The organism is Pseudomonas sp. R3-56 (assembly GCF_051132075.1).
Taxonomy (GTDB): Bacteria; Pseudomonadota; Gammaproteobacteria; order Pseudomonadales; family Pseudomonadaceae; genus Aquipseudomonas.
The window spans coordinates 152,893-165,423 of sequence record NZ_CP071657.1 but is presented as its reverse complement, the minus strand read 5'-3'; the positions used below and the strand labels follow the sequence as shown (position 1 = coordinate 165,423).

Annotated in this window: 11 protein-coding genes; 9 read left to right on the top strand and 2 right to left on the bottom strand. The window is 63.1% G+C overall.

Annotation, left to right across the window (positions count from 1 at the left end; all coding sequences use genetic code 11):
• The first annotated feature begins 7 nt into the window (after positions 1–7).
• Genes spoT through J3P96_RS00740 form a run of 3 tightly spaced genes read left to right on the top strand, consistent with a single transcriptional unit; the run spans position 8 to position 3,325 of the window.
• The gene (gene spoT / locus J3P96_RS00750) at positions 8–2,113 is read left to right on the top strand and encodes a bifunctional GTP diphosphokinase/guanosine-3',5'-bis pyrophosphate 3'-pyrophosphohydrolase (protein WP_407682909.1); all 2,106 of its coding nucleotides are present in this window, start codon (positions 8–10) and stop codon (positions 2,111–2,113) included.
• 35 nt (positions 2,114–2,148) lie between these two features.
• Entirely contained in the window at positions 2,149–2,529 is a 381-nt protein-coding gene (locus J3P96_RS00745; protein ID WP_030142177.1) for a RidA family protein, read from the top strand.
• Between the two features lie 55 nt (positions 2,530–2,584).
• The gene (locus tag J3P96_RS00740; RefSeq protein WP_434627090.1) at positions 2,585–3,325 is read left to right on the top strand and encodes a hypothetical protein; all 741 of its coding nucleotides are present in this window, start codon (positions 2,585–2,587) and stop codon (positions 3,323–3,325) included.
• A gap of 129 nt (positions 3,326–3,454) precedes the next feature.
• Here J3P96_RS00740 and J3P96_RS00735 read toward each other — a convergent pair whose 3' ends face one another.
• On the bottom strand, positions 3,455–4,312 hold the full coding sequence (locus J3P96_RS00735; RefSeq protein WP_434654709.1) for an SDR family oxidoreductase: 858 nt from the start codon (positions 4,310–4,312) through the stop codon (positions 3,455–3,457).
• 189 nt (positions 4,313–4,501) lie between these two features.
• On the opposite strand from J3P96_RS00735, the gene exbB reads away from it, so the two are divergent.
• The 6 genes from exbB to J3P96_RS00705 all read left to right on the top strand — a co-directional run bounded on the left by exbB (position 4,502) and on the right by J3P96_RS00705 (position 11,461).
• On the top strand, positions 4,502–5,482 hold the full coding sequence (gene exbB / locus J3P96_RS00730; protein ID WP_434654707.1) for a tonB-system energizer ExbB: 981 nt from the start codon (positions 4,502–4,504) through the stop codon (positions 5,480–5,482).
• A 6-nt stretch (positions 5,483–5,488) separates the two neighbouring features.
• Positions 5,489–5,917 (top strand): TonB system transport protein ExbD, encoded by a 429-nt coding sequence (gene exbD, locus J3P96_RS00725; RefSeq protein ID WP_434602255.1) that lies wholly within the window; start codon positions 5,489–5,491, stop codon positions 5,915–5,917.
• Entirely contained in the window at positions 5,914–6,669 is a 756-nt protein-coding gene (locus tag J3P96_RS00720; RefSeq protein ID WP_305497900.1) for an energy transducer TonB family protein, read from the top strand. The genes exbD and J3P96_RS00720 overlap by 4 nt, the downstream gene beginning before the upstream one ends.
• A 309-nt stretch (positions 6,670–6,978) precedes the next feature.
• Complete coding sequence (locus tag J3P96_RS00715; RefSeq protein WP_030142183.1) at positions 6,979–7,899, top strand: hydrogen peroxide-inducible genes activator; 921 nt, start codon at positions 6,979–6,981, stop codon at positions 7,897–7,899.
• A 9-nt stretch (positions 7,900–7,908) separates the two neighbouring features.
• Positions 7,909–9,984, top strand: a complete 2,076-nt coding sequence (gene recG, locus J3P96_RS00710; protein ID WP_434654704.1) for an ATP-dependent DNA helicase RecG — start codon at positions 7,909–7,911, stop codon at positions 9,982–9,984.
• Between the two features lie 79 nt (positions 9,985–10,063).
• Positions 10,064–11,461, top strand: coding sequence for an HDOD domain-containing protein (locus J3P96_RS00705; protein WP_434570889.1), 1,398 nt, complete (start codon positions 10,064–10,066; stop codon positions 11,459–11,461).
• Positions 11,462–11,628: 167 nt separating this feature from the next.
• Here the strand turns inward: J3P96_RS00705 and J3P96_RS00700 are convergent, their stop codons facing one another.
• The gene (locus tag J3P96_RS00700) at positions 11,629–12,009 is read right to left on the bottom strand and encodes a helicase (protein ID WP_434654701.1); all 381 of its coding nucleotides are present in this window, start codon (positions 12,007–12,009) and stop codon (positions 11,629–11,631) included.
• Positions 12,010–12,531: the final 522 nt, after the last annotated feature.

The following is a 12,531-nucleotide window of genomic DNA, read 5'->3' as shown; positions in this document are numbered from 1 at the left end:
CATCATCATGCCGAGCATAGACGCCCTCGCCGATCGCTTATCGGCCTACCTCGGCACGGACCAGGTCAACCTGGTCCGCCGAGCCTATTTCTACGCCGAACAAGCCCACGACGGCCAGCGCCGCCGCAGCGGCGAGGCGTACGTCACGCACCCGCTTGCGGTGGCGAATATTCTTGCCGACATGCACATGGACCATCAGAGCCTGATGGCGGCGATGCTGCATGACGTGATCGAAGACACCGGCATTGCCAAGGAAGCGCTGCAAGCGCAGTTCGGCGAAACCGTGGCCGAGCTGGTCGACGGGGTCAGCAAGCTGACCCAGATGAACTTCGAGACCAAGGCCGAGGCCCAGGCCGAGAACTTCCAGAAAATGGCCATGGCCATGGCGCGCGACATCCGGGTGATCCTGGTCAAGCTCGCCGACCGCTTGCACAACATGCGCACCCTGGAAGTGCTGTCCGGCGAAAAACGCCGGCGCATCGCCAAGGAAACCCTGGAAATCTATGCACCCATCGCCAACCGACTGGGTATGCACGCGATCCGCATCGAGTTCGAGGACCTGGGTTTCAAGGCCATGCACCCGATGCGTTCGGCGCGGATCAACCAGGCCGTGAAGCGCGCCAGGGGCAATCGCAAGGAAATCGTCAACAAGATCGAAGAGTCGCTGAGCCACTGCCTCGCAATCGACGGCATCGAAGGCGAAGTCAGCGGGCGGCAGAAACACCTCTACGGCATCTACAAGAAAATGCGCGGCAAGCGTCGGGCCTTCAACGAGATCATGGACGTCTATGCGTTCCGGATCATCGTCGACAAGGTCGATACCTGTTACCGCGTGCTCGGTGCTGTGCATAATCTGTACAAACCATTGCCGGGGCGCTTCAAGGACTACATCGCGATCCCCAAGGCCAACGGCTACCAGTCGCTGCATACCACGCTGTTCGGCATGCATGGCGTACCGATCGAAATCCAGATCCGCACCCGTGAAATGGAAGAGATGGCCAACAACGGCATCGCCGCCCACTGGCTGTACAAATCCAGCGGCGATGAACAGCCCAAGAGCACTCACGCCCGCGCCCGTCAGTGGGTCAAGGGCGTGCTGGAAATGCAGCAGCGCGCCGGCAATTCCCTGGAATTCATCGAGAGCGTCAAGATCGACCTGTTCCCGGACGAGGTCTACGTCTTCACGCCCAAGGGCCGGATCATGGAGCTGCCCAAAGGCTCCACCGCGGTGGATTTCGCCTACGCCGTGCACACCGACGTCGGCAACAGCTGCATCGCCTGTCGCATCAATCGCCGCCTGGCCCCGTTGTCCGAACCGCTGCAAAGCGGCTCCACCGTGGAGATCGTCAGCGCCCCCGGTGCGCGGCCGAACCCGGCGTGGCTCAATTTCGTGGTCACCGGCAAGGCCCGCACGCACATCCGTCACGCGCTCAAGCTGCAACGTCGCTCCGAATCCATCAGCCTTGGCGAGCGCCTGCTGAACAAAGTGCTGAACGGTTTCGACAGCTCGCTGGACAAGATCCCGGCCGAGCGCGTGCAGGTCATGCTCAACGAGTACCGCCTCGAATTGATCGAAGACCTGCTCGAAGACATCGGCCTGGGCAATCGCATGGCCTATGTCGTCGCCCGCCGCCTGCTCGGCGAAGGCGAACAGTTGCCAAGCCCAGAAGGCCCGCTGGCGATTCGCGGTACCGAGGGCCTGGTACTCAGCTACGCCAAGTGCTGCACGCCGATACCGGGCGACCCGATTGTCGGCCACCTGTCCGCCGGCAAGGGGATGGTGGTGCACCTGGACAACTGCCGCAACATCAGCGAAATCCGCCACAACCCGGAAAAATGCATCCAGCTTTCGTGGGCCAAGGATGTTACCGGCGAATTCAACGTCGAGCTGCGCGTCGAACTCGAACACCAGCGCGGCCTGATCGCCTTGCTGGCGAGCAGCGTCAACGCCGCCGACGGCAACATCGAGAAAATCAGCATGGACGAACGCGACGGCCGCATCAGCGTCGTCCAACTGGTGGTCAGCGTGCACGACCGTGTGCACCTGGCCCGCGTGATCAAGAAACTGCGCGCCCTGACCGGGGTCATTCGCATCACCCGCATGCGCGCATAGCGCTTTATAGCCGCCCTCATTACAAGGAGTCATGAATGACCAAGACCGTTATTTCCAGCGACAAGGCCCCGGCCGCCATCGGTACTTATTCCCAGGCGATCAAGGCGGGCAACACGGTGTACATGTCGGGCCAGATCCCGCTGGACCCGAAAACCATGGAGCTGGTCGAGGGCTTCGAAGCCCAGACCGTGCAGGTCTTCGAGAACCTGAAGGCCGTGGCCGAAGCTGCCGGCGGTTCGTTCAAGGACATCGTCAAGCTCAACATCTTCCTCACCGACCTGAGCCACTTCGCCAAGGTCAACGAGATCATGGGCAAGTATTTCGACCAGCCTTACCCTGCCCGCGCCGCCATTGGCGTGGCCGCCCTGCCGAAGGGTGCCCAGGTCGAGATGGACGCCATCCTGGTCATCGAGTAATAAACCCGGCGCAGCTTCCCCCGCTGCGCCGTTTTCGTTCTGAAAGGATTCCTCCATGCGCAACGCGCTTGCTTTCTCGCTGCTCGCCCTGATTCTCGGCGGTTGCGCCAGCGACCCTGCCGACCGTGACATCAGCGGCACCTGGATCAACCAGGCCGCCATCGACGCTGCCGCCAAGGGCGGCCCGCTGCGCGAAGCGCTGCAAGGCTACGGCCCGAACCTGGAATGGGACGTCAACACCCGGGCCGGTCAGGCGCGCTACACCAACGGTTTTGAAAACGTCGAAGGCAAGCTGCTCGGCGAAGAAGACGGTGCCTGGAAAGTCGATTTTTATGGCAGCTCGGCCAGCGAACTGAAGCGCGACGGCGACCAACTGAGCCAGGCTTCCACCGAAAACGAACCGCAGCAGGTATTCGAGCGCGCCAAGGTGCAGGTCCCGGACGGCGCGCCCATCGGCGCCAGCTTCGAGCGGGCGCTGTATGGCGCCTACCTGGGCGGCACCTGGAACATCGCCGAAGGCCCCGGCCAAGGCGCCACGGTGCAATTCCAGCCCGACGGCCAGGTCAGCGGCCTGCCGGGAGCTGATCGCTACGCCTTGTGTCTCGCCGGCGACTGCGCCTCGATGAGCGGCGGCAACGACAACATCTGGCTGCAGCAGAACGGCCAAGGCAACACCTGGATTTTCGCGCGTAATGGCAAGAAGCTGGAGATCTTCCAGACCGTGAATGCGGCGCTGGCCGATGAGATGCCTTCGTTCACGCCAGGTGACCGGCGCTGGGTACTGGAGAAACAGTAACTCAGTGTGCCATCCCTGTGGGAGCGAGCTTGCTCGCGATGAGGCCATAACGCTCGACATCGAGTTGACTGTTACGCCGCTATCGCGAGCAAGCTCGCTCCCACAGTTGCTTTTGCGGCGACAGGAAAGTCAGCAGCGCCCTTCCAGAATCGCCGCATACCCCTCGCGATAACTCGGATAACGGGGCACCCAGCCCAACGCCTTCGCCCGGGCATTGCTGCAACGCTTGCTACCCGTGCGACGCACGCTGGCGTCATCGGCCCACTCGGTCACGCCCAGATATTCGCGTAGCCAACCCACCACTTCGGCCAACGGCGCAGGTGCATCGTCGACACCGATGTAGAAATCCTCCAGCTGTACGCCCTGCCGATCCTTTTCCAACAGAAACGCCAGCAATCCAGCAGCATCGTCCGCATGAATCCGGTTGCCATAGAGCGGCGGCTCCGTCGCCACGCGATAACCCCGACGCACTTGCGTGAGCAGCCATTCGCGGCCCGGGCCATAAATGCCCGTCAGGCGAAGGACACTTGCGCGAATACCGCTCTTGAGTGCTACCTGCTCGGCCTCAAGCATCAGGCGTCCGGAATAGCCGGTAGCGACAGTCTCGGAGGTCTCATCGATCCATGCACCGTCCTGCTGGCCATACACGCTGCTGCTGGATACAAAAATCAGTCGATCGGGCACCTGTCCATAGTCACCCAACCAACTCAGCACGTTCTGCAGCCCCTGGACGTAAGCCTTCCGATAGCCATCCTCATCGTGGTCGGTGGCGGCGGCGCAATAAACCACATAATCGATAGCGCCCACCGGCCAAGTCATTGGGCAGTCTTCGTTGAACAGGTCGCCGGCAACGCCAGTCACACCCTCCGGCAACCGCGAGACATCACGGCGCAGGCCGTAAACATGCCAGCCAGCCGCCAGCAATTTCGTGGCCAGGCGACCGCCGATATCACCACAGCCGGCAATTAGAACAGAAGGCGCGGACATCAGAATCTCCTATGGCAAAGCCGCAGACTAGCTGCCAGAGAGGACGAGCGGCTAGCATTCTACGAAAAAAAGATACTGTATTACTTTTGTTAACAAGAATTACTTGCAATAATGCTCGCCACTTTTGTTCTCGGCCTCACGAGGCCTGGAAGAACATCAACCTTCTTTTTTCTCTCAGGTCCGGCCAGCATGACACGCTCTCTCTCCTCCGCTTCGCCAACCAATCGACCTCGCGCCTGGAGCGCTGTGGCAGCGTTGCTGTTCAGCCTGCTGCTGGCGCCTGCCGCCGCATTCGCCGATGCCCAGACGCCGACCAGCACGTCCACCACGGCACCCGCTGCCACCCAGGCGCCGGCCGATACGACAGCACCTGTAGCCGCTCCCGCAGCCAGCGACCCGGCCCAGGCCGTCGAAGCCAGCGCAGCCGACGCGCCTCCAGTGCTTGAAGCCGACAACACCCTGGGCATGGCCCACGACCTGTCGCCCTGGGGCATGTACAAGAACGCCGACGTGGTCGTCAAAGCCGTGATGATCGGCCTGGCCATCGCCTCGATCATCACCTGGACCATCTGGATCGCCAAAGGCTTCGAGCTGCTGGGTGCCAAGCGCCGCTTGCGTGGCGAGATCGCCGCCCTGAAAAAAGCCGCCACCCTCAAGGAAGCCAGCACCACCGCCGGCAAGGAAGGCACCCTCGCCAACCTGCTGGTGCACGATGCGCTCGAAGAGATGCGCCTGTCGGCCAACAGCCGCGAGAAGGAAGGCATCAAGGAACGCGTGAGCTTCCGTCTCGAGCGTCTGGTCGCGGCCTGCGGTCGCAACATGAGCAGCGGCACCGGCGTACTCGCCACCATCGGTTCCACCGCGCCCTTCGTCGGCCTGTTCGGCACCGTGTGGGGGATCATGAACAGCTTCATCGGCATCGCCAAGACCCAGACCACCAACCTCGCCGTCGTTGCTCCCGGCATCGCCGAAGCCTTGCTGGCGACCGCTTTGGGCCTGGTCGCAGCGATCCCGGCCGTGGTCATCTATAACGTCTTCGCCCGCTCCATCGCCGGCTACAAGGCCCAGGTCTCCGACGCTTCGGCCGAAGTCCTGCTGCTGGTCAGTCGCGACCTCGACCACCTGCCGCCCGAGCGCAGCTCGCAACCGCACATGGTGAAAGTGGGGTAATCGGCCATGGGCCTGCATTTGAAAGAAGGCGCAGACGACGATCTGGCCGAGAACCACGAAATCAACGTCACGCCATTCATTGACGTGATGCTGGTGCTGTTGATCATCTTCATGGTGGCCGCCCCGCTCGCCACCGTGGACATCAAGGTTGACCTCCCCGCATCGACGGCCAAGCCGTCGCCACGCCCGGAGAAACCGGTGTTCCTGAGCGTCAAGGCCGACCAGCGCCTGTTCCTCGGTGAAGAGGAAATCAAGGTCGACAGCCTCGGCGCGACCCTGGACGCCAGGACCCAGGGCAAGAAAGACACGACGATCTTCTTCCAGGCCGACAAAGGCGTGGACTACGGCGACCTGATGAGCGTGATGGACGCCCTTCGTGGCGCCGGCTACCTGAAGGTCGGTCTGGTCGGACTCGAGACGGCGCCGAAGAAATGATCACGACGCGCCAAAAGCTGACGCGTTACAGCGGTAGCCTGGCCGTGGTGCTGGGCGTGCATGCGCTTGCCATCGCACTGGCGCTGAACTGGACGACGCGTGCGCCCATCGAATTGCCTCCCCAGGCGATGATGGTCGAACTGGCGCCGGTTCCAGCACCGCCACCGCCTGCACCGCCAAAAGTCGTCACGCCGCCGCAACCGCCCGAGCCGGTCGAAGAGCTGCCGCTACCCAAACTGGCCGAGGCACCGAAGGCGGAAATCGCCGTGCCCAAACCGGTCAAGCCCAAGCCAAAACCACAGCCGCCCAAGCCAAAGCCAGTGGAGAAAAAGCCGGAGCCGCCGAAGGAAACGCCGTCGGAGCAAAAGCCCGCCGACACTCAGCCGACCCAAGCACCGACGGAGAAGTCCGCGCAACCGGCCCCTGGCCCATCGCCCGCGCAGATGGCCGCCAAGGCCAGTTGGCAAGGTACGTTGCTGGCGCACCTGGGCAAGTACAAGAAGTACCCGGCCAGCGCCCAGGCACGTGGCAAGGAAGGCATGAACCGCTTGCGGTTCGTGGTGGATGCCGAAGGCAACGTGGTGTCGTTCGAACTGGTGGGCAAGTCAGGCAACGCCGATCTGGACCGGGCCACCCTGGAAATGATCCGCCGCGCCCAACCGCTGCCCAAGCCACCGGCCGACCTGCTGAGCAACGGCACGGTCGAACTGACGGCACCGTTCCTGTACTCCATCGACAAGCGCCGGCGCTGACCCAAATACCCAATGACAGGGTGAACCTTGTGGCGAGGGAGCTTGCTCCCGCTGGGCCGCGCAGCGGCCCCAAACCGGTGAATGCAATACGTCAGACTGATCACCTCCACCGAACCGGGGCCTGCTGCGCAGGCCAGCGGGAGCAAGCTCCCTCGCCACCGTGAAACAAAGGCATCGAAAGATGCCTTTTTCATATCCGGCAACGGCCACACAGGCATTCGCCAGTGTCGCACCGCGCCTCCAGTCTGATAACGTGCGTCTATCGATTGCAGCCGGTATGCTTGGCTCGCAACTTCACGGACGCTCGCCATGACCCTCACAGAATTACGCTACATCGTGACCCTCGCCCAAGAGCAGCACTTCGGCCATGCGGCCGAGCGTTGCCATGTCAGCCAGCCGACGCTGTCGGTGGGCGTGAAAAAGCTTGAAGACGAACTCGGTGTGCTTATTTTCGAGCGCAGCAAAAGCGCGGTTCGCCTGACGCCGGTCGGTGAAGGCATCGTCGCCCAGGCGCAAAAAGTCCTGGAACAGGCCCAGGGCATTCGCGAGCTGGCCCAGGCCGGCAAGAACCAGCTGACCGCCCCGCTGAAAGTCGGCGCGATCTACACCGTCGGCCCGTACCTGTTCCCGCACTTGATCCCGCAGCTGCACCGGGTCGCCCCGCAGATGCCGTTGTACATCGAAGAAAACTTCACCCATGTGCTGCGCGACAAGCTGCGCAACGGTGAGCTGGACGCGATCATCATCGCCCTGCCGTTCAACGAAGCCGATGTCCTGACCCTGCCGCTCTACGACGAGCCGTTCTACGTCCTGATGCCGGCCCAACACCCGTGGACCCAGAAGAAAACCATCGACGCCGCCCTGCTCAATGACAAGAGCCTGCTGTTGCTCGGCGAAGGCCACTGCTTCCGCGACCAGGTGCTCGAAGCCTGCCCGACCCTGACCAAGGGCAGCGAAGGCGCCAAGCACACCACGGTGGAATCCAGCTCCCTGGAAACCATTCGCCACATGGTCGCCTCCGGCCTGGGCATTTCGATCCTGCCGCTGTCGGCGGTGGACAGCCATCATTATTCACCCGGCGTGATCGAAGTCCGTCCATTGACCGCGCCGGTGCCGTTCCGCACCGTTGCCATCGCCTGGCGCGCCAGCTTCCCGCGACCCAAGGCCATCGAGATCCTCGCCGATTCGATCCGCCTGTGTTCCGTGGCCAAGCCGCCCGCCGCCAAGTAAGCCGCTGCCATGACTGAGCTGTCGAAAGTGCCGGTCACGGCACTCAAGGGTGTCGGTGAAGCCATGGCCGAGAAACTCGCCAAGGTCGGCCTGGAAACCCTCCAGGACGTGCTGTTCCACCTGCCGCTGCGTTACCAGGATCGCACCCGCGTGGTGCCCATCGGCCATTTGCGACCCGGGCAGGATGCGGTGGTCGAAGGCACCGTCAGCGGCGCCGACGTGGTCATGGGCCGGCGGCGCAGCCTGGTGGTGCGCCTGCAGGACGGCACCGGTGGGCTCAGCCTGCGCTTCTACCATTTCAGCAACGCGCAAAAGGAAGGCCTCAAGCGGGGCACCCGCGTGCGCTGCTACGGCGAGGCGCGGCCCGGCGCGTCCGGGCTGGAAATCTACCACCCGGAATACCGCGCCATCACCGGCGATGAACCGCCGCCAGTGGCTGAAACCCTGACGCCGGTCTACCCCCTCACCGAAGGCCTGACCCAGCAGCGCTTGCGCCAGCTCTGCCAGCAGACCCTGACGATGCTCGGCCCCACCAGCCTGCCGGACTGGCTGCCCAAGGAACTGGCGCGGGACTATCAATTGGCGCCGTTGGCCGACGCGATTCGTTATCTGCACCACCCGCCCGCCGATGCCGACGTCGAAGAGCTCGCCCTTGGACATCACTGGGCCCAGCATCGCCTGGCGTTCGAAGAGCTCCTGACCCATCAACTGTCACAGCAACGCCTGCGCGAAAGCCTGCGCTCGCTGCGCGCCCCGGCCATGCCCAAGGCGACAGAACTGCCAGCCCGCTACCTGGCCAATCTCGGTTTCACCCCCACCGGCGCCCAGCAACGGGTCGGCAATGAAATTGCCTACGACCTGAGCCAGCCCGAGCCGATGCTGCGGTTGATCCAGGGCGACGTCGGCGCCGGCAAGACCGTGGTCGCCGCTCTCGCCGCGCTGCAAGCGCTGGAGGCGGGTTATCAGGTGGCGTTGATGGCGCCGACCGAGATTCTCGCCGAACAGCACTTCATCACTTTCCAGCGCTGGCTCGAACCGCTGGGCATCGAAGTCGCCTGGCTGGCCGGCAAGCTCAAGGGCAAGAACCGCGTCGCCGCCCTGGCGCAGATCGCCGAGGGCGCGCCGATGGTGGTCGGCACGCACGCGCTGTTCCAGAACGAAGTGCAGTTCAAGAACCTGGCCTTGGTCATCATCGACGAACAACACCGCTTCGGCGTCCAGCAGCGCCTGGCCCTGCGGCAGAAAGGTGTCGGTGGCCGAATGTGCCCGCACCAGTTGATCATGACCGCCACACCAATTCCGCGGACCCTGGCGATGAGCGCCTACGCCGACCTCGACACCTCGATCCTCGACGAACTGCCGCCGGGCCGCACGCCGGTCAACACCGTGCTGGTCACCGACACCCGGCGGGTCGAAGTGATCGAGCGCGTGCGCAGCGCCTGCGCCGAAGGCCGGCAAGCCTATTGGGTGTGCACCTTGATCGAGGAATCGGAAGAGCTGACCTGCCAGGCGGCTGAAACCACCTTCGAGGATCTCACCGCCGCCCTTGGCGAACTGAAGGTCGGGCTGATCCACGGTCGCATGAAGCCTGCCGAGAAAGCCGCGGTCATGGCCGAATTCAAGGCCGGCGCCTTGCAATTGCTGGTTGCCACCACGGTGATCGAGGTCGGCGTCGACGTGCCCAACGCCAGCCTGATGATCATCGAGAACCCCGAGCGCCTGGGCCTGGCGCAGTTGCACCAGTTGCGTGGCCGGGTCGGCCGGGGCAGCGCGGCCAGCCATTGCGTGTTGCTGTACCACCCGCCGCTGTCACAGATCGGCCGCCAGCGGCTGGGCATCATGCGTGAAACCAACGACGGTTTCGTCATCGCCGAAAAAGACCTCGAACTGCGCGGCCCGGGTGAAATGCTCGGCACGCGCCAGACCGGTCTGCTTCAATTCAAGGTAGCCGACCTGATGCGCGACGCCGACCTGCTCCCTGCGGTCCGCGACGCCGCCCAGGCGTTGCTGGAGCGCTGGCCGGACCACGTCAGCCCGCTGTTGGATCGCTGGTTGCGCCACGGGCAGCAATACGGCCAAGTGTGAGCACGCGCTCAGTTTTCTGGACGCGCCTGCCCGACAAGCTGGTTATACTGACCAACTTGTAGGAAAACGGATACAGACCATGACCGAAGCTGCCCTCGTCCCCGAAACCCCGCACGCTCCGTCTGTTATTCGGCAGTTGCTCGAGAAATTGGGCATCGCCTTTGACGAAGTCATCGAGCGACCGGGCTTGAACCCCGCTCGTAAAGTGCAGGCCGTGCTGCTGCACGACGCTGTCGGCGCGCTCATGGTCCTGTTTCCGCAAAACCAGTTGCTGGACCTCAACCGGCTGGCCGAGCTCACCGGCCGTAAGCTCACGGCTGTGCCGACCGAGCGCCTGGAACGCATGCTCGGCAAGCACAACCTGAGCCTGCTGCCCGGCCTGCCAGCGCTGACCAGCTCGCCGTGCCTGTATGAAGAAGGCCTGCTGCGCGAGCCGAAACTGCTGATCAATTCCGGCGAGCCGGGGCTGCTCCTGGAAGTCACCAGCGAAGCCTTCAAGACCATGCTCACCAAGGCCAGCGCCGCGACGTTCGGCGAGCCTTTGAGCAATATCACGCCAAACCTGGACCGCCCGGACGACGACCGCAAGGAAATCACCATGGCCGTGCAGGCCTTCACCGCGCGGCGTATCCAGCAACGCTTGGAAGAAACCATCGAGATTCCGCCGCTGGCCGAAACCGCGCAGAAGATCATCAAGTTGCGGGTCGATCCCGACGCGACCATTGATGACATCACTGGCGTGGTGGAAACCGACCCGGCCCTGGCCGCGCAAGTGGTGAGCTGGGCCGCGTCGCCGTACTACGCCTCGCCGGGCAAGATTCGCTCGGTGGAAGACGCGATTGTCCGGGTGCTGGGCTTCGACCTGGTGATCAACCTGGCATTGGGCCTGGCCCTGGGCAAGACCCTGAGCCTGCCCAAGGACCACCCGCAACACACCACGCCTTATTGGCAGCAGTCGATCTACACCGCCGCCGTCATCGAAGGCCTGACCCGCGCCATGCCGCGCGCCCAGCGCCCCGAAGGCGGCCTGACCTACCTTTCGGGGCTGCTGCACAACTTCGGTTATCTGCTACTGGCCCACGTGTTCCCGCCGCATTTCTCGCTGATCTGCCGGCACCTGGAGGTCAACCCGCACCTGTGCCACAGCTACGTGGAACAGCACCTGCTGGGCATCAGTCGCGAGCAGATTGGCGCCTGGCTGATGCGCTACTGGGACATGCCCGACGAACTGGCCACCGCCCTGCGCTTCCAGCACGACCCGCACTATGACGGCGAATACGCCGCCTACCCGAACCTGGTGTGCCTGGCCGTGCGCCTGCTGCGCTCGCGCAGCATCGGCTCGGGCCCGGACGAGGACATCCCGGACTCGCTGCTCGAACGCGTGGGGCTGACCCGGGAAAAGGCCAACGACGTGGTCAGCAAAGTGCTCGAAGCCGAAGTGTTGCTGCGGGAACTGGCTTCGCAGTTCAGCCATTGATTGCCGACGCAGGCAGCTGAGCTTTTGTGGCGAGGGAGCTTGCTCCCGCTCGGCTGCGCAGCAGTCGCAAAACCTGCCGACGCGATCCGTCAGGGGAAACGCATTAGCCTATTTGGGGCTGCTTCGCAGCCCAGCGGGAGCAAGCTCCCTCGCCACGGGGTTCTCGACTAGACTTTCTTGGCCTTCCTCGGCTTCAGATACTTCATCAACCCCTGAAACCAGATCACCAGCGCCGGGTTGCCTTTGATCTGGATCGATTTGTCCTGGATCCCGGTCATGAATGCCAACTGCTTGTTCTTCGCCTGGAGCGTGGCGAAGCCATAGGCTGCATCCTTGAAGGCGATGGCGAAGGCCGGTGTCGGGTACACACCGGAGTGGCTGGTGATGCGCTGGTTCTTCACGGTGTAATGCCTGGCGACCTTGCCGTCCAGGGTTTGCAGCTGGAACACCAGCTCCCGGTCGGCCAACTGTTGCTGGAACGCCGGATTGTTACGACTGGCCTTGCCCATCAACAACCCGAGCATCCACAGCAGCAAACGAAATTTCATGGGCACAGCCTCGTTAGAAAATGAACGGCCGGCGCAGTTTAGCGATTCTGTGCCGGAACGCCATCATCGAATCCGTTTTGCGGGAGATCGGCCTAGATTCCGGCATGATGACTGCCAAGTCACGTTTTTACATTGATGCCAACTGAAAGGACGCTTTCGCGAGCAGGCTCGCTCCCACAGCGGATTGGGTTTGTTGCGGATCTTTCAGCCACACACAAAAACTGTGGGAGCGAGCCTGCTCGCGAAAGCTATGCCTCAGTCGACATCAATGCCAACTGAACGGACGCTATCGCGAGCAAGCTCGCTCCCACAGGGATTTGGGTTTGATGCGGATCTTTCAGCCACACAAAAAACATTTGTGGGAGCGAGCCTGCTCGCGAAAGCGGTGCCTCAGTCGACATCAATGCCAACTGAACGGACGCCATCGCGAGCAAGCTCGCTCCCACAGGGGATTGGGTTTGATGCGGATCTTTCAGCCACACAAAAAACATTTGTGGGAGCGAGCCTGCTCGCGAAAGCGGT

Bases quoted from the DNA above. Each gene is read 5' to 3' on its own strand.
- J3P96_RS00720 (WP_305497900.1), top strand. From the start codon at position 5,914: ATGATCACGACGCGCCAAAAGCTGACGCGTTACAGCGGTAGCCTGGCC.
- exbB (WP_434654707.1), top strand. From the start codon at position 4,502: ATGACACGCTCTCTCTCCTCCGCTTCGCCAACCAATCGACCTCGCGCC.
- J3P96_RS00735 (WP_434654709.1), bottom strand. From the start codon at position 4,312: ATGTCCGCGCCTTCTGTTCTAATTGCCGGCTGTGGTGATATCGGCGGT.
- J3P96_RS00740 (WP_434627090.1), top strand. From the start codon at position 2,585: ATGCGCAACGCGCTTGCTTTCTCGCTGCTCGCCCTGATTCTCGGCGGT.
- J3P96_RS00745 (WP_030142177.1), top strand. From the start codon at position 2,149: ATGACCAAGACCGTTATTTCCAGCGACAAGGCCCCGGCCGCCATCGGT.
- J3P96_RS00715 (WP_030142183.1), top strand. From the start codon at position 6,979: ATGACCCTCACAGAATTACGCTACATCGTGACCCTCGCCCAAGAGCAG.
- spoT (WP_407682909.1), top strand. From the start codon at position 8: ATGCCGAGCATAGACGCCCTCGCCGATCGCTTATCGGCCTACCTCGGC.
- J3P96_RS00700 (WP_434654701.1), bottom strand. From the start codon at position 12,009: ATGAAATTTCGTTTGCTGCTGTGGATGCTCGGGTTGTTGATGGGCAAG.
- recG (WP_434654704.1), top strand. From the start codon at position 7,909: ATGACTGAGCTGTCGAAAGTGCCGGTCACGGCACTCAAGGGTGTCGGT.
- exbD (WP_434602255.1), top strand. From the start codon at position 5,489: ATGGGCCTGCATTTGAAAGAAGGCGCAGACGACGATCTGGCCGAGAAC.
- J3P96_RS00705 (WP_434570889.1), top strand. From the start codon at position 10,064: ATGACCGAAGCTGCCCTCGTCCCCGAAACCCCGCACGCTCCGTCTGTT.